This is a genomic window from Vibrio sp. Sgm 5, from assembly GCF_026241575.1.
GTDB lineage: Bacteria > Pseudomonadota > Gammaproteobacteria > Enterobacterales > Vibrionaceae > Vibrio > Vibrio jasicida.
In genome coordinates this window covers 77,893-104,504 of the sequence record NZ_JAPHPY010000015.1, presented here as the reverse complement: position 1 = coordinate 104,504, position 26,612 = coordinate 77,893, and the positions used below count along the sequence as shown (strand labels likewise).

Below are 26,612 nucleotides of genomic sequence, written 5' to 3'. Positions count from 1 at the left end.
GAGTTGAGAATTAAATGGTGATTTTCCTACAGAGGACTTTCACCTCATTAGTTCATGCCCATGCTGGGCGTACACAAACTGTTTAAGAATGATTCGCAACGCGTGGCATTTTTACTATGCGTTGATTTAAGTGTTTAAGGTGGTATGCGGTGGCTTCGGTATTGCGTTGCTCACACCTTAACAGGGCGTTAAACGACATATGGAGGCTAATCAGGTGAAATTGAGTTTGATAGCTTTGCTGTTATGCATGAGTTCATTTTGTTTTGGAGGCAATTTGGGCAAAGGGAAAGAAGACGCACAACACTTATTTGACTCGGTGCTGCCTTTTGCGGAAAAAATGTTAGCTGAGTATGGAGAGTTTTATCCATATGGTGCAGCGATGACTTTAACTGGAGACGTTGTTGATGTATCGGTCTTCGAAGGGAGCGAATGCCCACCTTCATCTGAGATCATTGATTTGCTCAATTCTGCCTTTCTTACAGCAGCTGCAAATCGACAATATAGCACCACCGCGGTAGTTTACGATGTTCGTATTACGCTTCCGTCAGGTAAGGTTTCAGATGCAATAGCCGTTAATCTTGATCATAATTCTGGCTATTCTATTGTCGTGTACTTGCCTTACAAAAAAGTAAACCAGGCTATAGAGTACGGTGAACTATCAGTTCAAGAAGGTCGTGGAGCAATATTTAATTAAGCGCGTGATATGTGCGTTTAACAAACTGTTCAAGAGGGATTCGCAACGCGTGGCATTTTCACTATGCGTTGATTTTAGTGATTAAGGTGGTGTGCGGTGGCTTCGGTATTGCGTTACTCACCCCTTAACAGGGCGTTAGTTTGCAAGAGGAACAACGCAGCTAAATCGCAAGATCTAGTGGTAAAAGCTCAAAGTTGAAATTGTCGTTTCGGCGTTCAATTTTAGTGTTAACTTGAGTGGTGTAAACTCAAAATTGGTATCGTTTCAACGGTTGATTTGTTCTTTGGTGCGGCGACTTTTGGGCTAACTGAGTTGAACTTTTTCGCTGAAACTCTGCTCGTTGAGTTTGTTGGTACAAAAGCCGATTTACTCGCTGAAATGACGTTTTCTCTGGTGTGGAAAGTTCACGTGGTTTCAGCGGCTTTGTTGAAAGTCCGCACTGTGAGATTGGCTTTCCAAAAGTGCTTTTTGGTGTTGTGAGTTCGTTTTCTGCGACGTTGTTTGTTCTAAGTGGTTTCATTGAGTAGCCGCCTTGAGACTACGCCTGACTTAAATGCATCAAAACACATAAATCTTATTGTTTGCAAAGTTTAAAATAACGTAAAATCAACGCTTTGGGTTTGCAAACTAACAAACTGCTCAAGAGGGATTCGCAACGCGTGGCATTTTTACTATGCGTTAAATTTAGTGATTAAGGTGGTTTGCGGCGGCTTTTGTATTGCGTTGCTCACCCCTTAGCAGGGCGTTAGTTTTCCGAGTACCCCACGTTTAGTAGACACTTTACTAAGTTAGATCTAGGGTCTAATTGAGAGGTGATTTATGGCTAAACATCGAAATCCAGCGTACACCGAAGAGTTCCGCAAAGAAGCGGTTCGTCTGTCTGAACTTCCAGGGAAAACGGCTGTATCGGTTGCCCAAGAACTAGGCATTAGTGCCCAACAGATCCGCAACTGGAAACGTCAATTTACCCGCCTATCTGATAAACAGTTTAACACCTTAGACGGTGTTGATTACTCGAAAAAAGAGTCCGAAGAGATCCGTGCGCTTAGGCGAGAAAACAAGCGACTGAAAGATGAAATGGAATTTCTAAAAAAGGTATCGGCGTACTTCGCGAAGCAGCAGGAGTGAAGTACGAGTTCATTGAAAGTTATGTGGGAGAATACCCAGTGGCGCTGATGTGTCGCGCTTTAGAGGTCAGCCGTGGTGGTTACTATAAGTGGTGTCATCATACTCCGAGTGAACGTTCTAAGCGTAGAGAACGCTTTGAACAGCTTGTCATGTGTACTTTTGCGGAGCATCGAGCTCGTTATGGTTCGGTGCGGATTACCGAAGAGTTAAAGGAAGCAGGCCATGCCTGCTGTATTAACTATATTGCTGATATCATGAAAGAAAAAGGTATCAAAGCTCGTAATGGCAAAGGGTTTAAATATAGCAAGGACGTGGCATCGATGACGAATGTAGCCGATAATTTATTACGAAGAGACTTCGAAGCCGACAACCCAAATCAAAAATGGGTTACCGATATCACGTATATCTGGGTGAAGAGCCGTTGGCTCTACTTAGCCACAGTGATGGATCTCCATTCAAGGCGTATCATCGGTTGGTCGTTGGATACGACGATGACGGTTCAGCTCATAACGAATGCTTTAAAAATGGCGTTCAAGTCGCGTAAGCCGCCGAAGGGCGTCATAATCCACTCATATCGTGGTGTACAATACAGGGCATATGAATACCAAGACTTCATGCGTGAGCATGGTGGTGTGCCGAGCATGAGCCGAAAAGGTAACTGTTGGGACAATGCGGTGATGGAGTCATTCTACAGTCGACTTAAAGTCGAGTTGATCTATGCAGAAGACTATCAAAATATCGTTGAAGCTCGGGTTGGTATATTTGAGTACATCGAGGTTTATTACAATCGCAGAAGAAAGCACTCAGCGTTGGGCCATGTCAGTCCGGTTGAGTACGAAAGTGTGTAGTTATGCAGTGTCCACTTTTTGTGGGTACACTAGTTGCCGAGTAAGTTCGAAGATGTAATTGATAATCATGTAACTGTGCTTTCCTTCTCAAGGTCTTATTTTTAATCAGTTTTTAGTAATGTGGATTTGCTTTAAAAGTGTAGGCTAGTTTGTGTTTAAATGCGGAGGTCTCATGGTTAAACATATTTATCAACAATACAATTCTCTTAAAGAAGGTGAAAAAGAGTATCTTACATTAAACCCTCACCATGCTATAGCAATAAAAGAAGCGAAAGATGTTGCTTTTTTCGAAACAGAATCTCGCTTTGGCATTAATGGACACAATGATAAAAGCGATGCATTTCGTCATTGTTTTTGGTCTGCGATGCTAGCTCATGACATTGGATACAAAAATGCTCTCGAATTTACGACAGCACATGAAGACTTTCCGGAAAACCCAGAAAATGAAAAGGTCATGGATTTACACAATAATAAAGTTGGTATTCGGTTAGGGTTATCGATGGCGAGTAATGATAAACTTGCACATTATTGTTACACTTCATTGCTAGCAGGTCGTCTTAAGGTAATAAAGAAAGAGAAGAAAAAATGAAAAAATTGGTTATGATTTTCTTTATTTTACTTCAAGTATCCTGTTCAGATACAAATGATATGCAACTAAGATTAAATGACAGTAGTGTCGATTTTTCTGAAGTTGTCGAAGGTGATTGGAATCGAGTCTGTTTTTTAGGTCCGTACTCCAATAATACTGCTGCTCGTTCTTTGCTGGGATTCGACTGGGATGCTGAGAATCTAAGTAGAATATCAGATTTAGATAGTATTACACTTTTATTATTTGCTAATGATGACGAAGTTATTAAATATAGTGAATTATCAAGAGAAATTGATTTTTCACTTTTTAGTAATACATGTATAAAACGTACTGAGGCAAAATTTAGCATTGGTGTGAATGATGTAGTCAATGTAGGAAGGTAAAAATAAAAGTCACCTTAGTTGTAACACATAACAAATTGCTTAAGATTGATTCGCAACGCGTGGCATTTTTAATATGCGTTAGTTTTAGTGATTAGGGTGGTATGCGGCAGCATCGGTATTGCGTTGCTTACCCCTTAATAGGGCGTTATGTGACTCTTCTGTTAATTTCATTGATTTGATAACTAGAATAAGATAGGTGAAAGAACTAGATGAAGTTAGATTAAATCTAAAGCGATCAAGGCAGATGCTTATAAATTATTTTCTTATAGGTCACCGAAGTGCCCTAATATATATGAGCTACAAAATATTCCCGGTAGAATGTTTATTCTAATCAATGCCTGAAATTATCACAAAGATGCTCTTGGGTGTTTGATACCAGGTAAAATGTGAGAGGGGGGATGGCCAAGTCTCATTACTATGTAGGTAATAGTAAATCGGTTCTTAAAGAAATTTATGTTGAAATCGTGAGCTATGAAAAATAACCATAAATATATCTAATCAACTGGAGCAGAAATAATGATAAGGAATATGGTAATTCTTATACTGTCTGCTTTTTGTTCAGGGCTGCTGCATGCTAAAACCCCAGAGGTAAGTCTTTTGCATAACTGGATGATAGAATACTACAAATCTATTGAACCGAACCTTGAAAAAAAGAAGCTTTGGAAACAATTCCTACACTTTTTTCTTTGGTGGAAATTTGGAAATGTAGAGACGGGGCTATTTCTGGAGAAGTTTCACCTTTATTGATGGTTGCACTAAAAGTTGAGCCTAAGAATACGTTACTTTTATTATCCGAACGCCCAGAGTCCTTTAACGATTGGCTAAATGAGTTAGAAGGGATGGTGTTTACAGACCTTACTGGTAATGAGGTAGCTCGGTTAGAAAAGTTAAGAATTGATGTATTGGCAACAATGAAATCTTACTCTAAAGAGCAACCGGATAAGTTCAAACCGATGGCTGACGCTCTTATTGAAAAGTTGAAGGCTATAAGAGTGAGCGTAATAGATTAAATCAGTGCTAGCAGCCTGCTAACTAAGCATTTGAGAGTGACTCGCAGCGCGTAGCATTTTTTCATGCGTTTACTTTTTTCTCAACGTGGTTTGTAGAGGTTGTTGTATTATGGCGATCTCACTTTAACAAACCGTATGGCTACTCAAGGGCGTATATATGTCGTTTTGGATTTTAGTTCCACTTTTATTTATTCACCTTGGTTTGGGTGGATTGATTGCTTTTGGTTTGGTTTTTTTGGCTTGCGCAGAACGCCAAGTTTCAATTTCTAAGTTTAATAATGATGTTTGTGTGGCTTTGTGGTTTGCATATAGCATATCAATATTCGCTAGTGTTGTTTTATTTTCTTATTATCACTTAACAAATGGTCAGGCTTTTTACTATTTTTGGCTCGCAATGCCTTGGGCTGTATTGGTTGTTCTTATCACGTACTGGAACGCAACAGCCGTCAAAGTTGAAGAGTAAACGATTCAAAAGTTATTTATCTAACCACATACGTACCATCTAATAATCTAAGTAATTCCTGTTTCAATGGTGTCCATGTTACATCATTAAAGCTTCACAATGTGTCTTCTGGACTAAATTCAAAATTGCATTGACGATATGATTAACTGTAGGATTGTACTCAACCTTTGTTCTATAAGTTTACAAGGAGTGTTAATGAAAAAGGTCGAACAGTTTGAGTCCAGATTAAAGAAAATAGATGTCTTCCTGACGGTTGTTGTAGCGTTATTTGCTGCTTTTGGTGTATTTTCATCTATAGCATCTGGGATCCAGTTTGGTTTAGGGCTGATTATTTCCGCTTTGATGTTATGGGTGACTAAATTTTTTGTATGCGGTATTTCATATACCTTCATACAAATAGCTAAGAATACGAATCCTAACACTATTGATGAAGACGCCTAATTGATAAGGCTCTTACCATTCATTATGGTATAAACGTTTGCCATAGAGAACCCACTTTTAAGGAACAACTTATGGAAAGAGTTTACAATTGACTTGTACTAATGCAGTCAAATTAGGTGCTAAATCATGAGTAATCCGGCTTATAGTGAAAGTATCGCTCATAATTTTAGAATTAACCTCTCGCGGTACCAACTAGGATGAAACATGGATATTTTGATTTTTTGTCTAATCGTAGCGGCTTTCTTACCTTATGTAGCCAAAATACCTGTGGCAATTGCTATGCATAAAGCGGGCGGCTATAACAATAATTACCCTCGCGAGCAGCAAGCTGGCTTGAAAGGATTTGGCGCTAGAGCATTAGCGGCACATCAGAACGCTTTTGAATCTTTGATAGTTTTTGCCTCTGCTGTTCTACTTGCAATATCGACAGGTGCAGTAAATGAGAAGATTCAGCTCTTAGCGTTAGCGCATATCGTTTTTAGAATCGCTTACCATGTTCTTTATTTATTGAACTTCGGTGTTTTACGGTCAATTTCTTGGGCAATCGCGATGGGGAGTGCGTTTGGGATTATGGGGCAGTGTATCTCTGGTTGAGGACAGAGGAGAGTTTATTTCCTTGAAGAAAAACGGCCCGCCAGGGGAGTAGGGCCGTTAAAAGTGCAAAGTTGATTAACGTTCAGGAGTCGCTAATAGTCTAACTGCACTATCTACCGCATTGTCGATACCTTGACGACTTTCCAGTTTACCAGAGCTCGCAGGACCGAGTGCACATGCATACAGAGCAAGCTGCTTATCAAAGGGCAGATCTAACTGCTCATAAAGGTTCTGGCGTATTTTCGCGTGGTGTTCTGGTTCTTGGTTAGCAAGGTTGACAAGCGTGTCATAAATAAGCGTTTTCATATAATTCCTTTTCTATTGCACGGGGTGCATATGTATTGTATTCGATTACAATTCGAAATTCAGAAGCCCCAATCACAGAAAAGTGGTCTGATATAAATTCGTGGTGCGAAGTAACAAAGTCGTTGGTGGGAGTTAAATGACTTGTAAATCATAGTGATAGGAATTCACTCTTCGTAGCTTGTTTACAACCGGGAAAGTTGTTCATGTGGTCGAAAAAGCGTAAAGCTAATCTCGGGGTAGCTTTTTGATTCTGGTCGTACAAACTATATGAAATCAATTTGAAGCGTGTCCTACATTAGATAAAAAGCCCGTCGGTGAATTTGACTCTACCGAGAAGTTTACGCAGTTTAAAAGCAATTCTTACTGGTCTTATCGAACAACCTAAAGTCAATCTCTCTGCAACCGATAAAATAGTGTTGAAGTATTGGGTGGCTTTGATGAAAAGGACTTTAACTTGTTATGGGAAAATTCATTGTCATGTGGGCGGTTCTTATTAGCTTGCCAGCTATAGCAAAACAATCTACTTCGCTTGCTGAGGCAGCAAAAGAACGAACACAGTACGACATTACTTATGATGGAAGTTATTACCAAATTGGCTACCCGAATGGCGATGTTGCTTCTGATATCGGGGTGTGTACCGATGTTATTATTCGTAGCTATAGAAAACTAGGTGTCGATCTCCAAGTCCTTGTTCATGAAGACATGAGAGATAACTTTTCTGCATATCCATCCAAACGAATCTGGGGCTTAACTCGTACTGATAGAAATATTGATCATCGCAGAGTTCCAAATTTACAAATGTTCTTTCAACGTCATGGGGTAGAAATACCTATCTCGAATGATGGTCATAATTTCAAGCCTGGTGACATTGTCACGTGGATGCTCCCTGGGAACCTCCCTCATATTGGTATCGTTGCCGATGACTTATCGACAGACAAACGACGACCTTTGATTGTTCACAATATAGGAGGAGGTGTCGTACTGGAGGATATGTTGTTTGATTATCCTATAACCGGTCGTTATCGGTTTGAGCCTAAATAGAAGGAAGTCAACTTTTGGAAAAACATTGTGTCGTATTGGGTGGAGGCGGATGGATGATGGGAGAGCTCCCAAGCCAACTCGACCAATACATTTTGTCACTAGTGGGAAAGAATAACCCCAAAATCTGTTATCTCTCTACCGCCACCGGAGATTCGGAAGAAGTCATCACCCGTTTCCACAATGCTAAGCTGAGCGAACACCTTACACACTTTCCTCTGTTCAAGTTAGAGAAAGGCTGGCGAACCAAGTTGCTAGAGCAAGATGTGATTTACGTTGGCGGTGGCAATACCCGTTCATGCTGGCTCTATGGAAAGAATGGTGTATCGACGACATTCTCAAAGAGTGTTACAACCGCGGCATCATACTTTGTGGGATGAGTGCAGGCGCCATTTGTTGGTTTGATTATGGGATTACAGACAGTGATCCAGAGGCTTACTCCATCATCAAAGGCATCGGTCTTTTACGAGGTTTAGCATCTGCTCACTTTATTGAGAACGACGAGAAACACGACCTATTCGAGCGCTTTGCTCATAGTCATCTTGATGCGACCTGCTACGGCCTCAGTGATTATGCCGCGCTTCATTTTGTTGATGGTAAGCCAAGCAAAGTCATTTATAGCAGTGAGGACGCTCAAATCACAATCCGAAATGGCAATGATGAAATTTCAAAGAGATAGGCCCAGCTTAGGTGCGGTTACTCGATTGTGTAAAAGCGGGAGTAAATGTCTTCTCTTTTGGTTTCGAAGGCACTCAGAGGCGTTACAGTGGCAACAAATTTTGTTGTCTGACAGCTTACGAGTGCTAGGCAACTACCGAGCATCAATAACTATTGGAGAGCGTGTCGCGAAAAGTGCTTTGGACCATAAGCATCAATTTTGGGCTTTGCACGTTGTCGCAACATCAAAACAGTATATAGGGGACTATGATGAGGCGACGAGCGTGTTTATACAAAGCCAAGCGTTTGCCACTGCTTTAGTTATCAGCATTTGGGCAAGTTGTATGTGGAGCAGGGGCGATTGAAAGAGGCAGAATCGCTGTTTAATACGGCTCTCAATATCAGAAAAAAATACGACAAGCCCCTTCTGAAGGCATCAACGTTAAAGGCGCTGGAAGGATTAAATGCGCTAAGAGAGCATGGAACAAGGAGTGTAGATGAGCCGTAAGATTTGGCTTTTTCTAGCCATTATATTACTAAGTGGACCTTCCGTGTTACCTATTAGCCTAGAAGTATTCTTTCTCGTTGAGTTAGTTGGTTTTCTAGGAATATGGTCAATCTGTTCCAGCTATTTGCACGCTATCTGTGCTCTCCCTTTTACACGGCGATTTTGGGCATGTTTTTCAAGCCCAGAGCAGCATTTACTTACTCACCTTCAAATAATGGAACTGATACGTTATCCGTCTCTCCTCGTTCATATGTTGCCTTATCGAAGCGTCATCGCGTGGTCCGTCCCTTTATTCGCTGTTGCTCAGTTTCTGACTGGCCTTCGTTTTTAATGTAGAAACTCATCAATAGGCTCTACTGATATTATTGTGGTGAACAATAAGTCATGATGATGTTTGGTTAAACGTTTTTACGGCAAACAAAAGCGCCATATCGTCATGGCGCTTTCTCTTTTCTATCTCTCGATACTTTTCCTAAAACTAGGCGATAGCTGGCGTCAAACTTGGTTTGTTTCGCTCAACCACGCTGATTGAAATCGCTAAGAACAGAATATCTTTTACAAGGAAAAAGTTCGCGATCAAAACACCGTCGGAAACTTTCCATGTATTTGGTGTCGTAACTAGGAAGCTCAGTGTCGCGAGGAAGATAACGCTTGCAGCGATACCGGACCAGTAGGCTACGGTTGGTTTTTTCAATCCAACCAATAGGCCGAGTGCGACGATGATTTCGGTTAAGCCAATGATATTAGACACGGCTTGAACGGAAATGATGCCATATAGCCAAGACATGGCAGGGTGATTTACCACCAAAGGTTCAATGAGTTTGGCTTCAGTTGGGGTGAATTTATAAATACCCAACCAGATAAGAACAAGGGCAACGCCAAATACGCCAAGGTAGTAACCAAATTGTGTCGGTTTTTGGGAAACAGATGATGCATGCATAATAACTTCTCCTATAAAAGCATGTTTTCAAATGACCGACAGTTGAATTATAAAATTCTTGAATTTATGGTTATATAAAATAACTAATGTCTATATAGCAAAAAGACGAAGAATAAAAAGGATTGGCTTAGATGGAATTTATTCCTGTAGATTTATCACGTCATTTGGATTTGTGTATCGCGTTTCGAAAAGACGCTTATGAGGTCAGTTTTGGTCATCAGGATGGGTTTGATATTCAAGAAATCACTTCTTGGTTTCAATCAATCGTCAATGACAACGAAGCGGGATTCTTCCATGTCATCAAAGATGGTCAAATCATCGGGCAACTCGAGTGCCGACATCCGGTTTTGGACGATGAAGGGCTGCGATTCGGTTACATTAACCTGTTTTACTTGAAGCCAGAATTCCGCAATCAAGGGCTAGGGAAGCAGTTACAAGACTTCTTATTGAAGCGTTTTGTCGATGATGGCTGTGCCTACGCCAGATTACGCTACATTCCGGGCAATGATGTCGGTGAACGTTTTTATCGAAAACATGGCTGGTATCCAGTGGGAGAGCCGAGTGGGCGAGGGCAACTCATGCAGATTGATCTATTGAGGGGCGTTTGATGACTATCCGTGAATTTCGTGAGCAAGATGCCCCGATACTGTGGGCACTTTTCTACAACACTATCCGCAACATTAATCTTAGAGATTACACCGAGCAACAAGTGAAAGCTTGGGCACCGGACGAATTTGATGCACAACTGTGGCTAAAGAAAATGACCGCTATCCAGCCTTTTGTTGCTGAGCTAGATGGCGTCATCGTTGGCTACAGCGATGTTCAGCCAAGTGGGTTAGTCGATCACTTTTTCTGCCATCATGAATACCAAGGGCAAGGTGTAGGACGTGCATTGATGACTCATGTAATCAAGCAAGCAGAAGCAAAAGGGCTGGACCGGATCTATTCAGAGGTGAGTATTACCGCTCGTCCTTTCTATGAGCACATGGGCTTTACTGTTGTGAACGAGCAGCAAATCGAAGTCCGTGGTGCTACGTTAACCAACTATGTAATGGAAAAGCACTTAGACAAAACGGATGTGTGATCAATAAATAATCCTCGCTCAATTAGTGAGCTTGAACACAGATACCGCATGTTTTCTGCGGTGAATAAGAGTTCATTGATCTAACACCAGAATTCCTCCTCAAAAGCGCGCGCATAATTTCTCTTCGGAGTGGCGAAAGGAAGCCAGTTAAAACAGCTCCTTACGTCAGTTATCTCACGGCAAACCATCTCAGGAAGAGAAGTAGTACTATGCGCCCTTATCTCAAATACATCATCCCAACGGTGATCCCTTTGCTCATTTTGCTGATGCCACTGTCAGCGTTTCCATTCGAAGGCATGACCATTATTCAGCAGCGCGTTATCGCGATATTTTTGCTCGCTGCACTTTGTTGGGTATTTGAACCGATCCCAATTTACGCCACCTCTGTGGTTATCATCGTGCTTGAGTTGTTGCTCGTTTCCAACAAGGGCATCATTTTCTTTCGGCTTGATGAAGGTCAGCCTCATTTTGGTGAGCTGCTGCAATACAGTGACATCATGGCGACGTTCGCCAGCCCAATCATCATGCTGTTCTTAGGTGGATTCTTCCTCGCGATGGCGGCAACAAAGTATCGATTGGATGTGAACTTAGCGCGTGTGCTGCTTAAGCCGTTCGGACAAAACCCGAAATACGTCATGCTAGGTTTAATGCTGATTACGGCAATCTTCTCTATGTTCATGTCGAACACAGCAACCACGGCGATGATGTTGTCCATCTTGACGCCAGTTATCGCGGTGTTTGGCCCGAAAGATCCAGGGCGCATTGCGTTTGCGTTGTGTATCCCTGTCGCAGCAAACATCGGTGGTATTGGTACTCCAATTGGTACGCCACCAAACGCGATTGCGCTTAAATACCTAGTGGGTGACAACCTCATTACCTTCGGTGAATGGATGGTATTTGGCGTGCCGTTTGTCATAGTGATGATGGCACTAGCGTGGTTCCTGATCGATTTTCTCTACAAAGCTGAGACGACCAAAATTGACCTCAACATCAAGAGTAAATTCTTGAAAACGCCGAAAGCCATCATTGTTTACATCACGTTTGCGGGCACGATTCTGCTTTGGTTGATGGGCTCGGCGCACGGCATGAACTCATACACGGTAGCTTTGATTCCGGTTGCGGTATTTTCACTGACGGGCATCATTAACAAAGAAGATCTTAAGAAGATTTCTTGGGATGTGCTTTGGTTGGTATCGGGCGGTATCGCGCTAGGTCTAGCACTTGATAAAACAGGTTTGGCGAGGCTGGTGGTTCACAGCATTCCATTTGATGAATTCTCGCCTTATGTGGTGCTGTTTGGCGCTGCGTTTTTGTGTTTGGTTATGGCGAACTTTATGTCTCACACGGCAACTGCCAACTTACTGATGCCAATCATGGCGGCGCTTGGTACCTCAATGGCATCGTTAACACCACTCGGTGGTGAAGTGACGTTGATTCTCGTAGTGACCTTTGCAGCTTCGCTTGGTATGTCTCTGCCAATCAGTACGCCACCAAACGCATTGGCTCATGCGACAGGGCATGTGCAAAGTAATCAAATGGCGCGTGTTGGTGTCGTGTTAGGTGTGGTTGGTGTGTTGTTGAGTTTCTTGATGGTGTGGATCCTTCACACCGTAGGACACATTGGTTAAGCCATGTACGAGAGTAAATTAGATACGCTGGTAGAGCGTTACTTCAATCATATCGAGCGTCGCATTACGGTGTCGGCAGGCTCGGTATTGATTGAGCAAGACGGCTACAACGAGCGGCTCTATTACGTATTGTCTGGCGAGCTTGCTGGTTATTTCTCTGAGGATGGCAAAAAGCAGACTCAGGTGTTTGCGGCATCTAAGGGCGCGTTTATTGGTGTGCACAGTTTCTTCTCTGGAACGTGGACTGCCTCTTCGACTGTGATTGCACAAACGGACGTTGAGTTAGCGTGGATTGAGCGCAATACGCCAGCGGTCGAAGCAGGTAAGTATGGTCCTTTAACTGCACAGTTTATGCCGGTAATGGTCAACGAGCTTTCTCGCCGTCAACGCCGAGCGATGCAAGAAGCGCTGGGTAAAGAGAAGGCATTGCAAAAGCTGCATACCGCAGAGCAAATGACAACACTTGGCCAACTTGCAGCAGGCATCGCCCATGAGCTCAACAATGCCATTGGTGTGGTGAGCAGTAAATCAGAGCGTTTGGAGTCGGTGATCATGGGATTGCTCGAAGAGGTCCATCCTGAGGCAAGCCAGTTCTTCGATTTCGGTTTGATGCAAGGGCAGAAAATCTCATCGAGTGAAGCAAGAACGCGAGGGCGCCATTTTGAGAAGTTCTATGGTTTGCCAAAAGATCTGGCCCGAGAATTAGCTCGCGCTGTGCCAACCGATTATCTCAATGAGCATTGGTTAAAGCGTCCAGAAGAAGCGATTCGTTACTGGCAGATGGGACGTGATTTACACGATTTGCGCATTGCCTCAAAGCACACCGTTGGCATTGTGAAGTCAGTGAAACAATTAGGTCGTACCGACATAGACAAAGAAGAAGGGCTCAGAGTTAATGACTCGATAAACCAAGCACTTGCATTGCTACAAAGCGATTTAAGACGTGTAAGTGTGCGTTTTAGTCCGGCTGATTTACCTCTGTTCGTAGGCTCGCAAACCGAACTGGTGCAAATCTGGGTCAACATTTTGAAGAACGCTTGTGACGCGCTAAGAGAGACTGAGTCACCAGCGATTGAGATACAAACGCGTGTAAGCAAGAACAAGATTCTAGTGACTATCACCAACAATGGTCCTGAGATTGACGAAGTTACACGTAGAAAGATTTTCCGACCAAACTTCACCACAAAGAAAGGTGGCCTGTCGTTTGGATTAGGGTTAGGGCTGTCGATAGTGAAGCGAATTGTAGCGGGCTATAACGGTTCGATTGCAGTGAAAAGCGACAGCGAAAAAACCATATTTAGAATTAAACTACCGGTAGAGGACGAACATGGACAAGCTTAATTTAATTTGCGTTGATGACCAGCGAGAGGTGTTAAGCGCGGTTCTGCAAGACTTACAGTCGTTAGGCCAATGGCTCAACATTGAAGATTGCGAGTCTGCCGATGAAGTACTTGAATTAATGGATGAGTTAGATGCAGACGGAGAGATGATTGCGCTTATTATTTCTGACCATGTGATGCCAGGTAAAACTGGTGTGGAATTGTTAACAGAAATTTCTAAAGACAGTCGTTTTCTACGCACTCGAAAAGTATTGCTAACCGGGCAGGCGACGCACACGGACACCATCAATGCGATTAACTCTGCGGGTATCGACCGTTACTTCGAAAAACCTTGGCAGGCAGAGCAATTGGTGGAGTGTGTGAGAAACTTGGTGACAAAGTACATCTTCGATATGGGCTTAGACTACACCGAATACCACGAGCACTTAGATCAGAATGTCGTGTTTGACCGCTTGAGATAATCGAATGCTCCTGAGCTGAGTAGGATGTTTAGCTCAGGATGCATTCTCGCGATTTTTAACTGGAGTGATTATTGACTCAAGGTGTATCGACTCGCACTTGCGACAGATAAAGGTTTAGAAAACCAGAAGCCTTGCAGGTAATCGACACCCATCTCAGCAAAAAAATCGCGCATTTTAGCATCTTCAATTCCTTCGATGACCACCTCAATGTTCTGCTCAAAACACATGCTGATCAAGAATTTCAAGTACTCTCGAGACGAACGGTTTGTTAGAGTCTTCCATGCCATTAACTTATCTATCTTGATTTGCGTCATCGGTAAATCGAAGAAGCAATTCAAAGAACTGTAGCCTGCACCAAAATCATCGAGTGAGAGCGCAAATCCGAGTTCACTTAATGTGTTGAGGGGGGCGATAGCCGCTTGGTTATTATCCAGAATAAAGGTTTCTGTTAGTTCGAGAACGATCGCTTTGGGTTCGACGCCTGCCTTATCCGCCATTGCTTTTATCTTGCTCGGAAACTCACTATTGAGAAGCTGTAATACCGACACGTTCACGTTCACACGCACTTGGTTCTGATAACGTTCACGATAGCTTTTAATGAACTTGCAAGCTTTTTCAAAGACTTGGTACCCCAGCTCGACTATCAAGCCTTTATTTTCTGCGACAGGAATAAATTCATCAGGATAGATTTCACCAAACTCTTTACTGCGCCAACGTACCAGAGACTCGAAGCTGACCACTTGTAAATCGGATGCTCGGACAATCGGCTGAAATTTCACGCTCAGTGTTTTCTCTTCAAGTGCGTTTTTCAAACCCTGCTCGATAAAAAAGTAACGGTCCACCGCATGTTGCGTTTTTTGGCTGTATACCGCGATGCGATCTTTGTTTTTCTCGCTGGCATATTGACAGGTGCGTGCGGCCTTGCGGACAATTTCTTCAGCTGAGTGCTCAGGATCGATAGAAGGGTAGAGTCCGATACTGATATTACTGCCCAAATATTGGCCTTCTTCGACTACCGCATCATGATAATTCTGTTTGATGGTTTGTGCATAAGTGTGCAAATCTTCTAGTGGTATTTCATCGAGCACCAAAATAGCGAAATCATCATCATGAACACGGTAAACGGTGCAGTTGGGCGAAGGCAAATGGCTGAGTGTCTGCAATAGTTTCTCGACTAAGCCATCGACCAGCTCACTACCATACTGGTTGAGGTAAGATTTGATTTCTTCTATCTGGATATAAAAAATCGATGCTTGGCTACGGTTTGATTTCACGAGTTCATCGATATTGAGAAGCAGATGTGCGCGGTTTGCCATACCGGAAGCGTTGTCATGAAAGGCCACTTGATGAATGTAGCTTTCCATTAGTTTTCGCTCAGAGATATCGCGATGGCTGCCGACCATATAGTGGCCGTGCTCGGTTTCTTTGGTCATCGCAACACCTTCAATCCATACGTATTGTCCGTTGGGTTTACGCAATCGATAGGTAGTGGTGACACGAGTGTTGTCGGTGTTGATATGGGCATCGACACGCTTAGACAGACGCTCTCTGTCTAAAGGGTGCACTAAGTCCAACCATCTATCTAGATTGATACGGCCCGCATTGATGCCAAATTGCTCATAGAATCGCTGGTTATAGAAAGCCATAGTGCCGAACTCATCCATGTAAAAGAGTCCTTCACTAAACACATCGAAGATGTGGATGAAGCGTTGCTCTACGATCTGAAGAAACTCACGATCGTGTTCGGAAATGGTTTGATCAACCTTGTTGGTGGTCAAGATGCTTCCTCCGCAATCCTAGCAGCGTTGAAGATAAATAGATAAGTCGAGCTACACGCTGATGACATTTTGGGCGGTTATCCTTTCACACTGCATACGAAACAAGTCGATTCAGGTTGGTTAGCTGTGATGTTAATGAGCTGACTTCGCTTATGTGGAATAGAAATTATATTAGAGTAATGCGACTAATAATCGGCATTTATAAAACTTAGTCAACAGTAAATACCATTTGTACGAAAGAGTTATTGATTCAACACCCAAATTATCAAAAATCAGACAAGAGATGATGATAAATTGGACTAAGTCCATAAATTAAAAGTGGTTTTTAGGGAGGCGAATGTCTCATATATTGACTTAATACTCATTAATTTTAATTGATAGTGAATTCTTATAACGATGAATGGTCAGATCCCTTATAATGCGTTTGCTAAATAATAGATGTTAACAAGTTTCGCGATATGCAGTACAAACCAGAAGACTCAATAAAAATTTCGATTGCAGATATCGGCATCGGTATGTTCGTTACTGCAATCGAACAAAATAAACGTGTGAACTTGGCCAATGCCGGACGCGTTTCTACTTCGCAAGGTATTAAAAAGCTGCAAGCCAGTGGGGTGAAGTTTGTGTGGGTTGATCAGAAACTTTCTGCTCAGGAGTGCGTGTTCAACCCTGTTGAAGAGGAACATGATGTCACGTTAGCGGCATCTGACGTTATTACAACACCGAAAATTCAGCGCGCGTTTCGTTCCCGAGAAGCCCAGCACAAGCGAGCCAAAAAACTGATTGCAGAAGCGAAAGGTTTAGCTCAAAAACTGCTGAACCAAACCTTTGAAGGCAAGATCATTGAAGTCGACGAAATTGAATCGTGGGCGGATGACATGATCGAAAGCGTATTTATTGATTCTGATGCGCTTCAATGTGTGTCTGCACTGCGGCAAAAAGATTCATATTTGCTTGAGCATTCCGTTAACGTCGCATGTTTGTTGGTATCTTTTGGTAAGCATTTAGGTTTGGATAAAGAAACGCTCAAACAGCTTGCTATCGGCGGGATTATTCATGATGTGGGTAAAATCAAAGTTGATGATGAGGTTTTACATAAGCCAGCACGACTCACACCTGAAGAATTCGAGCATATGAAGTTGCATCAGGTGTTTGCGGGTGAAATTATCGTGGGTGTGAAAGGGCTTGCCGATGTGAGCCGCGATGTATGCTTAATGCATCATGAAAAACTTGATGGTACCGGTTATCCACTAGGTTTATCTGGTGAACAGATCCCAATGCATGGCCGCATGAGCTGTATCGTCGATATTTATGATGCATTGACCGCAGACCGTGTTTACAAAAAGGGCATGAGTTCGGCAGAGGCGTTCAAAATCCTATTGAGTTTGACGCCATTCCACCTTGATCCTGAACTGGTGTACAAATTTATTAACTGCATCGGCGTTTATCCAGTCGGTTCTATTGTTCAGTTAAGTGATGGGCGTGTCGGTATTGTCTGGACATCGAATGAATCTCAAGCTCTGAAACCGATAGTGAAGTGTTTCTACTCGCGCAAATACAAGCGTTACATCGATGTGGCGATGGTGGATTTGAAAAACAGCTCTCACTCGATAGAAAAAGCCATCGCACCTTCATCGTTAGAAGTGGACCCAAAACCTTTCTATGACTAACGTACAGTGACTGCTTATTTGATGCGATCTGCGAATGATCTTGTCGAATAAGTAATCACTTTACATGGTTGCATATTCCCAGTATGTTGAATGCATAACTAAACAGCTCAAAGTAGGTTAGGGAGAGATAAACAGAGGTTTGTTACTCTGATTTCTGACCCAGACTTCCTGCCCTGGCTTCAAAACCAGAACGCTTTTTGAGGATCTCGATTAACTTTGAGCTTGTTCAGTTGTGGTTAGAATGATGTGGTGTTTTGCTCTATTGCGTTTCATGGATCGAAGCGAGAGTAAAAAGGCTATTCCACGTGATTCACTCATTTATCCGTACATTGGAAAGGAGCGCCAATGCAACTCGATACTTGGATTTATTACACCCTCGCAATACTTGTCCTGACTGCCTCTCCTGGGCCTAGTTCGCTACTTTGTTTAAGCAAAGGTGTTAGCAGCGGATTTCGCCACGCCTTTATGACGGCATTTGGTAGCTTAGCCGCGATCACCATCATTCTTACTTTGTCTTTTACTGGCCTTGGCGTCGTGATTGCTTCTTCGGAGTTGGTCTTTAACATCATCAAATGGTGTGGCGCGGGGTATCTGGTTTGGCTAGGTATCCAAGCTCTACGATCCAAACAGACGGATTTTTCTCAAGCAAAGTTAGAACAGTCTTCTTCTAGTTATCTCAGCGCGTTTGTAAGTGGCTTTATCGTTGGTGCAAGCAACCCGAAAGCCATTGTATTCTTTACCGCGCTATTTCCTCAATTCATTGACCCTTCTGCATCGCTATTCACTCAATACATGATCTTTGCTAGTACGTTTGTGGTGTTCGAGCTGAGTTGGTTAACCTTCTATGGATTACTCGGTGTGAGGACATCAAACTGGTTATTTGCAAAGGGAAGAGCTAAATTGTTCAACCGTCTTACAGGTGGTGTCTTCATCAGCGCTGGTGTGGCTTTGTCGACCGCGCATCGAAGCTAAATAACAGCGGATTAATCTAAGCTATTAAATCCTAGACTAAATTAGAAAAACCTTATTTCCAAAATGGAAATCGGCGTTTTGGTTTTTTTCATTAGTGGCAAAGACTCTTGGAGCGTAAAATTCAACGCGTCCCCTCAAGCGATGATTTGAAATCAACAAATGATTCGAAAGGGCGTATTCGTTGTATTTTCTCCAGGAACATCTTAGATGACTCAAAGCCTTTCCGATCTTCAGCAGCGTTTCCTTGCTATCGCGACCGATAGCAACTTGTCTCCAAAACAGAAATCAAACTTTCTTGCTTTGGAAGCCGAAGCCACAATTCCATATATGACCGTCTCTGACGAGGTAAGCCAAGCGATGCAGCAAGGCGTCATATGTGACATGTTTGAAGGTCACGCGCCGTTTAAGCCGCGCTATGTTTTGCCAGACTACGCAAAATTTCTTTCTCAAGGTTCTGAATACTTGGAGTTAGCTCCAGCAGAAGATTTTGATGATGCGATCAACATGTTGACCATCCTTTACCATCACGTGCCTTCGGTAACCAGCATTCCGGTTTACCTAGGTCAACTTGATGATGTGTTGATGCCTTACGTCGGTGATCTTACTGACGAGCAAATTTACAAAAAACTGAAACACTTCTGGATTATGCTGGATCGCACATTGCCAGATGCGTTTATGCATGTGAACATTGGTCCGACGGACAACATCATTTGCCGCACGATTTTGAAAGTTGACGCCGAGCTAAAACAGATCGCGCCAAACCTAACGTTCATGTACGACGAAGTAGTCACACCAGACGCTTTGTTAAAACAAGCAACACAAAACATTTGTGAGTGCAGCAAGCCACACATCGCGAATTACCCAATGCACGCGAATGCCTACGAAGGTGCTCGCTTTGGTATTGTGAGCTGCTACAACTCTTTGCCATTGGCTGGCGGTTCAAATACGTTAGTGCGTATGAACCTAAAAGAAGCGGCGAATCGTGCAGACAACCGTGAAGATTTCTTTAATAACGTGCTGCCAGAATATCACGGCTTGATGGTTGAGCTGATGGACGCACGCGCTTCACATTTGCATGAAAAATCTGAGTTCTTCAAAGGCTTTCTAACGCAAGAAGGCTTGATCGAAGAATCTCGCTTTGCGCCAATGTATGGCATCTACGGTATGGCAGAAGCAGTGAATGTGTTACTAGAAAAAGAGGGCAGTGCAAGCCGTTACGGCCAAGATGCAACGGCAAACGAGCTCGGTCACGCGATCTCGGCAAAATTGTCTGAATTGGTCGAAAGCACACCAGTGAAGTTTGGTCTAGAGGGCAAAGCACTGCTGCACGCACAAGGCGGTATCAGCCTAGATTTGGATGTAACACCGGGCGTTCGTATTCCTTACGGCAACGAACCAGATCCAGTGTCTTACGTGCAAGCAACGGCAGGTCATCACCAATACTACCGTTCTGGCATCAGTGACATTCTGACTATCGACGAAACAGTGAAATCAAACCCAGAAGCGATGTTCAACCTGTGCAAAGGCGCATTGAATGCTGGATACCGTGAGTTCACGGCAAACGTTGCATCAAACGACTTGGTTCGCGTAACGGGTTACATGGTCAAACTGTCAGATATCGCAAAGTTCGATGCAGAAGGATCACGTACTAATACGACGTTCCTAGGCGCAGAAGCGGCGAAGAACATCGGTATTTTAGAGCGTTCACCACGTGTGGTGAGCCACGAAATGTCACCGACTTACGCTAAGTAATGGGTGACGGATAAGAATAAGATGACTAGACGTTCGGAAAACCTCTTGGCTAAGGTAACTCGTATCCTTCCGTTCTCTTGTGTTGATGGACCGGGAAACCGTCTAGTCATCTTTCTACAGGGTTGTAACTATCAGTGCATCAATTGCCACAATCCACACACTATCAATCACTGCAATCATTGTGGTGATTGTGTGAGTGAGTGTCCCGCTGGCGCACTGAAGTTCGACGAAAGCAACAACGTTGTTTGGCTTAAAGAGGAGTGCACCCACTGCGACCATTGTATAGAGATATGTCAGCACCAATCTAATCCTAAAATTTCTGACTACTCTGTGGAGGCAATGCTCGATTTGATACGCAAACAGCGCTTTTTCATTAGCGGTGTTACTGTATCCGGTGGGGAATCTACCTTACAACTCCCTTTCATTATGGCGCTGTTTAAAGGGATCAAACACGATCCTGAATTGCAGCATCTCACTTGTTTCATCGATAGCAATGGTTCTTTATCCACCGTAGGTTGGGAAAGAGTCTTGCCGTACATGGATGGTGCGATGATTGACCTTAAATCGTGGCAAAGTGAAACGCACCACTGGTTAGTCGGGCGAGATAACCACCGAGTATTCCAAACCATTCAGTATTTAGCGCAAGTAGGCAAGTTGTACGAAGTGCGTTTGCTTCATATTCCGGGTAAAAGCGATTTAGATACGGAAGTTGCAACGGTGGGGCATTATCTGCAATCGTTGCCAGAATCGGTCAACATTCGTTTGAATGCCTTTCAGCATCATGGTGTCACGGGTGAAGCTCTGGAATGGGAAAAATGTTCCCAAGATGAAATGGAACGCTTCCACGCTCAATTAAGTCAATTTGTCAGCAGACCAATGACCATGCCATCGGTCTACGTGTAGCGCAGTAAAGATAAAAAGGCTTAGAGTTTATTCACTCTCGGCTTTCGGCATCCACCGAGGGTTTCACAAGCCTTAAGCACTTGTTGTTGTAGCCATCTTAAAGCGGGATCGTTCAGGCTCGCTTTATTCCACACCAAACTATACGCCACTTGTCCGTACTCAAACGGCAAAGGTCTCTCTATCAATCCCTTCGCTTGCAGCGCAATTCGTGCCCAAAGTTTTGAGCAAGTGAACAGATAATCAGAGTGGTGGCACATTACCGCTGCCGATCCAAAATCGGCCACGTGCATGGCGACGCTGCGTTTGGCGTAACGTTGAGTTAAGTTCTGCTCAAAGTAAGGTTGGGACAAATCTTTATCGTGAATACCAATGTGTCTCGCACACAAGTAGTTCTCTACTGAAAGTTCTTCTTTCACTAACGGGTTATTGCTGCCCATCAAACAGATCATTTCGTCTTCTAGGATCGTCTGCCAAACCAAATCTTTGTTGTGCGTCGGTGGTTGGCTGATGTCGTGCGGCAGAATCATAAAGTCGACTTGCCCACGGATCAGAGAATCAAAACTCATTTGTTCTTTTGCATACACATTGAGTTGTGCGCGACTTCCCATCTGTTGTGACAAGTTTTGCAGCATAGGTGCGAAGATCTCGAAGGTACTTTCACGCATTGCCAAAGAAAAGCGACCTTCGTAATACGCGGGATTAAACGAGCCTTGGTAAAGCAAACCGTTCATGCTGGAAAGAATGCCATGAACAGAAGGGCCGATGTTCAAAGCAAAGGGCGTCGGGACTAAACGAGTGCCATCGCGGTAGAAAAGGTCATCTTTAAGAATGTCGCGCAATTGGCTGAGCGTTTTACTCACGCTGGAAGGGGTCACGCAGAGCTGTTCTGCCGCTTGAGTCACGCTATGCGTCGTGAGCAGCATGTGCAATACAGTAAGGTGTTTAAGGCTAATGCGTGAGAGTGTTATGTAATCCATTCGCAAGGCTAGGGTCTGTTTATCTTTCGTGGTTAAATTTTGTTCGAGATAAAAGCGTTTTAATCGCGGCGAGTCGATTGAAGCCTAGTGGCTCTAAGTAAAATTGACTCAACAAAGAATAAAACGCTTTTAGCCGAACCCTTTGGGCAGCGTTTGTAGGTGCTTTCTACTGCGTTATCGGCTTATCAGGTAGAATAGCTACATATCAAAGCCTCTGTCTTGTATAAAACACCTACAAACTGCTGCAAAAATCATCACGAAAGGTCAACAGACCCTAACTCGTGTGATTTTTCTCAGTATATCAAAATATTATTATGAAACATTTTTTTACGATTGTTGAAGCACGCAAAAAGAGGCGTTTCTTTTCGTGTTCGATGTAATAGTTTGGCTCAACTCGGCACTTGATGGGGTGAGTATGGCTTATATCCCTTAGAGGACGAAAGATGCTTTACACAAGCCTGACAAAATAAGGGGTTGCGTACAACTGGAGGAGGTGATTTACTCGCGTTTCCTAAGTAACAGAGGTTTTAAAAACTTAATGGACGACCCCTTTAGTCGACTGAACAATTCACTGTATGACTTCCAATCACCGGAGGCGTACTCATGTTAGAACTTTTCATGCAACCAGAAGCGTGGGCTATCTTCGCTACTTTGTTTGCTCTTGAAGTAGTCTTAGGCGTTGATAACGTCGTATTCATCTCCGTTCTGTGTGAACGATTACCACAACACCAGCGTAAACTTGCCCGAAACCTAGGTATTGGCCTAGCGGTGATGGCGCGTATTGTTTTGGTGTTCTCGATCTCTTGGATCATGCAACTTACTCAGCCGTTAATCAGCTTCAGCGACTATGCGTTTACTGGTCGTGATTTGATTATGATTGCGGGTGGTGCATTCCTACTGGCGAAAAGCTTGAAAGAGTTGTGGAGTTGGTTAACGCATACTGAGCACGGTCACTCGACTCATGTTCGTACTGGTCTGGCTGTTGTTCTGCTTCAGATTGTCGCGGTTGATGCTGTGTTCTCGATGGACTCGGTGATTACTACGGTTGGTCTAACGAGCGAAGTACCAATCATGGTGGCAGCGATCATTTCGTCAGCGATTGTGATGGTGTTAACGGCGGAGAAAATCAACAATCTAGTGACGCGTTACCCGGGCTTTAAGACCCTTGCTCTACTGTTCCTAGTTTTGCTAGGTGGTCTGTTGATGGCAGAAGGTTTTGCTATTCACATCAACAAAGGCTACGTGTATTTCGCGATGGCGTTTGGTTTAGTGTTGGAAATGTGTCATATCCAACTTAAGAAAAAACAACGCCCAGTGATTCAACGAATTCGTCCAATTCGACCTCGTTCAATTGCATTGCAAGTGCGATAATCGAACTCAAAACTGGCCGCTCTCCTGAGCGGCTTTTTTACGTCTGGACATAAGGAAAAGCAAGGGTTTGTCGTGTCGATTAAAAATGGAATTTGTTGTTGTAGCACGAATTTCTTATATAGACCGCCCTAACTCTTACAAGTGAACGAAATAGAATGAACAAACTGATCGATGCGTTATCGACGGACGGATACTACATCTGGGATGATTTCCTTTCTCAAGAAGAAGTGGCTGAGCTGCGTGACTGTATTCCAGACAATTGGAAGAAAGCACGTATTGGTCGTAACGACGATGTGACACGTGTTGAATCGATTCGTAGTGATAAGATTCAATGGTTGAAGCGTGACATGGGCTCGGCAGTAACGTCATTTTTAGACAAGATGGAAGCGATTCGTTTAGAAGCAAACCGTTACTTCTATCTCGGTTTGTTTGAGTACGAAGCGCATTTTGCGAAATATGAGAAAGGTGATTTCTACCAAAAACACCTCGACTGCTTTAAAGGCAATGAAAATCGCCGTCTAACCACCGTGTTCTACATGAATGAATCGTGGAGCGAAGAAGATGCTGGCGAGTTGGTGGTTTATGATTTGAATGACAACGTGATTGCGACGATCCCACCACGTTCTGGTCGCTTGTTTGTATTCTTATCAGAGCAATTTCCTCACGAAGTGTTACCGACAAATGCAGAGCGTTTTAGCATTGCAGGTTGGTTTCGCATTAATGGTGTGAAAGACAACCAGCTTGATATCGCTCACTAAGCGGTTTCATTGATTTCAAGAAGACAAAGGGACACCCACTTGGTGTCCCTTTGTTGTTTGGTTTGTCTAGAACGCTCGGCGTTACATACCTACTGAGAGCTCATAACACGCTTGCCTGTTTGACCATAACACCTGATAAACGTCGGCACAGAGTTTTCCCGAATCTACTTGTTCACCCATGATGATTGCGATTTCTTGTAATGTCATACGGCCTCGATATGGGCGGTCTTGAGAAAGCGCTTGAAAGACATCGACAACGGCAATGATACGAGAAGGCACATCCAAAGCTTCCGCCGTTTTATGATAAGGGTAACCTGAACCATCTAACCGCTCATGATGGTTGGAAGCCCACTCGGCAATCTTGGCATTCGGGAACACTTTGTGCAGGGCTAGTTCAGTATCAATCGTATGACGCTTGATGCGTGTGTATTCTTGCTTGTCTAGTGGGCCTTCTTTGTGAAGGATCTCATCAGGGGTTTTGAGCTTGCCAATATCATGAACCAATCCCGCAATAAAAATCATCTCTTGCTCGTGTTCATCCAATCCCATTTTCTTCGCCAAGTAACGAGACAGTTCAGCCACTTTTTGTGAGTGTTGATAGGTGAAAGAACTTTTTGCGTCGACAATTCTTGCAAGGAAAAGTCCTAAACTGGTGAGATCTTCGATACTTAATTGCTTTTGCAGCCAATCGATATTTTCGAACTGCATACCAATAGTTTCGATGTGTTCGGATTCCATGGCGAACCAAAACGCGTCTGTCATGATAAGTTTGACCATGGCACGGCACATTTCGGGATGAAACAAGGTACCGGCATTAACTAAGACACATTCCGCGATCAGTTCTTCATGTAAAGTGACAAGATCACTATGGCAGTTAGTGACGTAGTGGGCGCGCATAAAATCTAAACGGTCCGCGAGATAGAGTAATGCGGCGACGTTTTTTTCGAAAGGGGGAATATCAATCTGTTCCAACTCATCCCAGTGCGTGTGATGGTAAAGAATCGGAGTAGCGAATTGTGCCAGCAAGCGACACTGCTTAAGTGTGTGGTAACCACGAATGCAGTGGGCTTTGGCGTCTTGAGGGACGAGCTGTTCGAGCAACATCATGTGCTCGCGGGTTTCTGAGACGCCACAGTCGTGAACCATTCCTGCGAAGTAACAGAACTCGGCTTGGTGATTATCCCAACCTAAAGCGAGAGCGCATTGGTATGCGATGTAAGCCACCCGATGGCTGTGGTGAGAATCGTCGACGCCTACGTAATCTAACGCACGCGCCACCCAGATAAGGGCTTGTTTTAGATCGACTTCAAATTCGTGATTACTCGACGAATCATAAGCCTGATTCTTTGTTAAAACCGACATGGTAAATACCGACGTTTTTGTTTTCCCTATGCTCATTTTTCTAGTTTTAAGGGAATGCAGCAGCGAACTGATAGCAAATATGACGAGCATAGGATGTGTTTATAGTTATGGCGGGAATAATACTGGTTGTCGCACGTAAATTTCATCACTAGGGGAAAAGTATCGTTCAGTTCTTTGAACTACGTATTGATTTAGAAAGAATTTTAGGTGTTCGATTGACTTCCTTTGAAAAGCCACCAATTAGTGATGTAAAGTATTCTCATTATCATTGTTGTGTGGAAGGTAAGTTATGAAAAGAGTGGTGGTTTGGGGTGCAAGTAGTGGTCTTGGTTTGGCAATTGCACAGTATTTTGCAGAGAAAGGTGCTGAAGTTGTCGGTGTGGCGAGAAATCCAGACAAAAGCCCAGAATTAAAGGCGATTTGTCAGTCAACGTTTGCATGTGATGCCACTGTTGCGGAAGAGGTTAACGCGGTGGTTGCACAGCTCAATCAAGATGACATTATCATCAGCACCATGGGTAGCTTCCGTGCTGATATCCCAGTGGACTATCTTGGGCATCGACATCTGGTTGACGCTGCGTGTCAGGCTTCTCTAAAGCGTTTTGTTCTAGTGACGTCACTTGGTTGTGGTGATAGCTGGAAATACCTTTCTGACCGTTCTAAAGCGGGTTTTGGCGGTGTTGTGCGTGAGAAGTCATTAGCGGAAGCATGGCTACAAACCAGCGACTTAGATTACACCATCATTCGTCCAGGTGGCTTGAAAGATGGTGAAGTGACGGGCAATGGTGTGTTGGTTGAACCTAAAGAAGTGCATGGTTTGGTATACCGCCAAGAAGTGGCTCGTTTACTTTTTGAGATGCTGGAAAAAGGTCAGGGCAGTGGTGAGATCTTCCACTGTGTCGATCCAGAGCTGACTTACTAGGTTGGCCTTTTAAGCGAATGATTTTGAGGGGCTGG

27 protein-coding genes and 1 pseudogene are annotated in these 26,612 nt (G+C 43.5%); 23 read left to right on the top strand and 5 right to left on the bottom strand.

Annotation, left to right across the window (positions count from 1 at the left end; translation table 11 throughout):
- Window positions 1-214 precede the first annotated feature (214 nt).
- The 9 genes from OQJ86_RS10950 to OQJ86_RS10895 all read left to right on the top strand — a co-directional run bounded on the left by OQJ86_RS10950 (window position 215) and on the right by OQJ86_RS10895 (window position 6,150).
- Window positions 215-694, top strand: a complete 480-nt coding sequence (locus OQJ86_RS10950; protein WP_265987739.1) for a hypothetical protein — start codon at window positions 215-217, stop codon at window positions 692-694.
- An 819-nt stretch (window positions 695-1,513) separates the two neighbouring features.
- The gene (locus OQJ86_RS10935; protein ID WP_265987738.1) at window positions 1,514-1,822 is read left to right on the top strand and encodes a transposase; all 309 of its coding nucleotides are present in this window, start codon (window positions 1,514-1,516) and stop codon (window positions 1,820-1,822) included.
- Complete coding sequence (locus tag OQJ86_RS10930; RefSeq protein WP_265987737.1) at window positions 1,819-2,670, top strand: IS3 family transposase; 852 nt, start codon at window positions 1,819-1,821, stop codon at window positions 2,668-2,670. The genes OQJ86_RS10935 and OQJ86_RS10930 overlap by 4 nt, the downstream gene beginning before the upstream one ends.
- A gap of 172 nt (window positions 2,671-2,842) precedes the next feature.
- Window positions 2,843-3,259 (top strand): DUF6973 domain-containing protein, encoded by a 417-nt coding sequence (locus tag OQJ86_RS10925; RefSeq protein ID WP_265987736.1) that lies wholly within the window; start codon window positions 2,843-2,845, stop codon window positions 3,257-3,259.
- Window positions 3,256-3,642, top strand: a complete 387-nt coding sequence (locus tag OQJ86_RS10920; RefSeq protein WP_265987735.1) for a hypothetical protein — start codon at window positions 3,256-3,258, stop codon at window positions 3,640-3,642. The genes OQJ86_RS10925 and OQJ86_RS10920 overlap by 4 nt, the downstream gene beginning before the upstream one ends.
- A gap of 659 nt (window positions 3,643-4,301) precedes the next feature.
- On the top strand, window positions 4,302-4,652 hold the full coding sequence (locus tag OQJ86_RS10910; protein WP_265987734.1) for a hypothetical protein: 351 nt from the start codon (window positions 4,302-4,304) through the stop codon (window positions 4,650-4,652).
- A gap of 157 nt (window positions 4,653-4,809) precedes the next feature.
- Window positions 4,810-5,115, top strand: coding sequence for a hypothetical protein (locus OQJ86_RS10905; RefSeq protein WP_265987733.1), 306 nt, complete (start codon window positions 4,810-4,812; stop codon window positions 5,113-5,115).
- Between the two features lie 195 nt (window positions 5,116-5,310).
- The gene (locus OQJ86_RS10900) at window positions 5,311-5,556 is read left to right on the top strand and encodes a hypothetical protein (RefSeq protein WP_038872154.1); all 246 of its coding nucleotides are present in this window, start codon (window positions 5,311-5,313) and stop codon (window positions 5,554-5,556) included.
- A gap of 204 nt (window positions 5,557-5,760) precedes the next feature.
- A complete protein-coding gene (locus OQJ86_RS10895) occupies window positions 5,761-6,150 on the top strand; it encodes an MAPEG family protein (RefSeq protein ID WP_038881832.1) in 390 nt (129 codons plus the stop codon).
- Between the two features lie 75 nt (window positions 6,151-6,225).
- On the opposite strand, the gene OQJ86_RS10890 is transcribed toward OQJ86_RS10895, so the two are convergent.
- Entirely contained in the window at window positions 6,226-6,456 is a 231-nt protein-coding gene (locus tag OQJ86_RS10890; protein ID WP_038872158.1) for a PAS factor family protein, read from the bottom strand.
- A 459-nt stretch (window positions 6,457-6,915) separates the two neighbouring features.
- Here OQJ86_RS10890 and OQJ86_RS10885 point away from each other — a divergent pair, with 459 nt between their 5' ends.
- A complete protein-coding gene (locus OQJ86_RS10885; protein WP_265987732.1) occupies window positions 6,916-7,497 on the top strand; it encodes a DUF1287 domain-containing protein in 582 nt (193 codons plus the stop codon).
- A 14-nt stretch (window positions 7,498-7,511) separates the two neighbouring features.
- A pseudogene (locus OQJ86_RS10880) lies at window positions 7,512-8,173 on the top strand (Type 1 glutamine amidotransferase-like domain-containing protein).
- Between the two features lie 964 nt (window positions 8,174-9,137).
- On the opposite strand, the gene OQJ86_RS10875 reads toward OQJ86_RS10880, so the two are convergent.
- A complete protein-coding gene (locus tag OQJ86_RS10875) occupies window positions 9,138-9,599 on the bottom strand; it encodes a DUF417 family protein (RefSeq protein ID WP_042601289.1) in 462 nt (153 codons plus the stop codon).
- 131 nt (window positions 9,600-9,730) lie between these two features.
- On the opposite strand from OQJ86_RS10875, the gene OQJ86_RS10870 reads away from it, so the two are divergent.
- The 5 genes from OQJ86_RS10870 to OQJ86_RS10850 all read left to right on the top strand — a co-directional run bounded on the left by OQJ86_RS10870 (window position 9,731) and on the right by OQJ86_RS10850 (window position 14,112).
- Entirely contained in the window at window positions 9,731-10,207 is a 477-nt protein-coding gene (locus OQJ86_RS10870) for a GNAT family N-acetyltransferase (RefSeq protein ID WP_265987731.1), read from the top strand.
- Window positions 10,204-10,683 (top strand): GNAT family N-acetyltransferase, encoded by a 480-nt coding sequence (locus OQJ86_RS10865; RefSeq protein ID WP_265987730.1) that lies wholly within the window; start codon window positions 10,204-10,206, stop codon window positions 10,681-10,683. Before OQJ86_RS10870 ends, OQJ86_RS10865 begins: the two co-directional genes overlap by 4 nt.
- 209 nt (window positions 10,684-10,892) lie before the next feature.
- Complete coding sequence (locus OQJ86_RS10860; protein WP_104035873.1) at window positions 10,893-12,311, top strand: SLC13 family permease; 1,419 nt, start codon at window positions 10,893-10,895, stop codon at window positions 12,309-12,311.
- Between the two features lie 3 nt (window positions 12,312-12,314).
- Window positions 12,315-13,652 carry an ATP-binding protein gene (locus OQJ86_RS10855; RefSeq protein WP_038872180.1) on the top strand — a complete coding sequence of 446 codons (1,338 nt, stop codon included), beginning with the start codon at window positions 12,315-12,317 and terminating at the stop codon, window positions 13,650-13,652.
- Window positions 13,639-14,112, top strand: coding sequence for a response regulator (locus OQJ86_RS10850; RefSeq protein ID WP_038872181.1), 474 nt, complete (start codon window positions 13,639-13,641; stop codon window positions 14,110-14,112). The genes OQJ86_RS10855 and OQJ86_RS10850 overlap by 14 nt, the downstream gene beginning before the upstream one ends.
- Before the next feature lie 68 nt (window positions 14,113-14,180).
- Here the strand turns inward: OQJ86_RS10850 and OQJ86_RS10845 are convergent, their stop codons facing one another.
- Complete coding sequence (locus OQJ86_RS10845; RefSeq protein WP_038872184.1) at window positions 14,181-15,890, bottom strand: putative bifunctional diguanylate cyclase/phosphodiesterase; 1,710 nt, start codon at window positions 15,888-15,890, stop codon at window positions 14,181-14,183.
- Between the two features lie 458 nt (window positions 15,891-16,348).
- On the opposite strand from OQJ86_RS10845, the gene OQJ86_RS10840 reads away from it, so the two are divergent.
- The 4 genes from OQJ86_RS10840 (at window position 16,349) to OQJ86_RS10825 (ending at window position 21,187) form a co-directional block, all read left to right on the top strand.
- Window positions 16,349-17,560 carry an HD-GYP domain-containing protein gene (locus OQJ86_RS10840; protein ID WP_265987729.1) on the top strand — a complete coding sequence of 404 codons (1,212 nt, stop codon included), beginning with the start codon at window positions 16,349-16,351 and terminating at the stop codon, window positions 17,558-17,560.
- 345 nt (window positions 17,561-17,905) lie between these two features.
- Window positions 17,906-18,532, top strand: a complete 627-nt coding sequence (locus tag OQJ86_RS10835; protein ID WP_265987728.1) for a LysE family translocator — start codon at window positions 17,906-17,908, stop codon at window positions 18,530-18,532.
- A 207-nt stretch (window positions 18,533-18,739) separates the two neighbouring features.
- Window positions 18,740-20,284 carry a YjjI family glycine radical enzyme gene (locus OQJ86_RS10830; protein WP_265987727.1) on the top strand — a complete coding sequence of 515 codons (1,545 nt, stop codon included), beginning with the start codon at window positions 18,740-18,742 and terminating at the stop codon, window positions 20,282-20,284.
- Between the two features lie 21 nt (window positions 20,285-20,305).
- Window positions 20,306-21,187 (top strand): YjjW family glycine radical enzyme activase, encoded by an 882-nt coding sequence (locus OQJ86_RS10825; RefSeq protein ID WP_039976692.1) that lies wholly within the window; start codon window positions 20,306-20,308, stop codon window positions 21,185-21,187.
- Window positions 21,188-21,207: 20 nt separating this feature from the next.
- Here OQJ86_RS10825 and OQJ86_RS10820 read toward each other — a convergent pair whose 3' ends face one another.
- On the bottom strand, window positions 21,208-22,164 hold the full coding sequence (locus tag OQJ86_RS10820) for a LysR family transcriptional regulator (RefSeq protein ID WP_265987726.1): 957 nt from the start codon (window positions 22,162-22,164) through the stop codon (window positions 21,208-21,210).
- Window positions 22,165-22,767: 603 nt separating this feature from the next.
- On the opposite strand from OQJ86_RS10820, the gene OQJ86_RS10815 reads away from it, so the two are divergent.
- Entirely contained in the window at window positions 22,768-23,535 is a 768-nt protein-coding gene (locus tag OQJ86_RS10815) for a TerC family protein (protein ID WP_265987725.1), read from the top strand.
- Window positions 23,536-23,690: 155 nt separating this feature from the next.
- The gene (locus OQJ86_RS10810; protein ID WP_038872201.1) at window positions 23,691-24,293 is read left to right on the top strand and encodes a 2OG-Fe(II) oxygenase; all 603 of its coding nucleotides are present in this window, start codon (window positions 23,691-23,693) and stop codon (window positions 24,291-24,293) included.
- Between the two features lie 81 nt (window positions 24,294-24,374).
- Here the strand turns inward: OQJ86_RS10810 and OQJ86_RS10805 are convergent, their stop codons facing one another.
- Window positions 24,375-25,655: an HD-GYP domain-containing protein gene (locus OQJ86_RS10805; protein WP_104028925.1), complete on the bottom strand. Its 1,281-nt coding sequence runs from the start codon at window positions 25,653-25,655 to the stop codon at window positions 24,375-24,377.
- Window positions 25,656-25,944: 289 nt separating this feature from the next.
- On the opposite strand from OQJ86_RS10805, the gene OQJ86_RS10800 reads away from it, so the two are divergent.
- Window positions 25,945-26,577 carry an SDR family NAD(P)-dependent oxidoreductase gene (locus OQJ86_RS10800; RefSeq protein WP_042601300.1) on the top strand — a complete coding sequence of 211 codons (633 nt, stop codon included), beginning with the start codon at window positions 25,945-25,947 and terminating at the stop codon, window positions 26,575-26,577.
- Window positions 26,578-26,612: the final 35 nt, after the last annotated feature.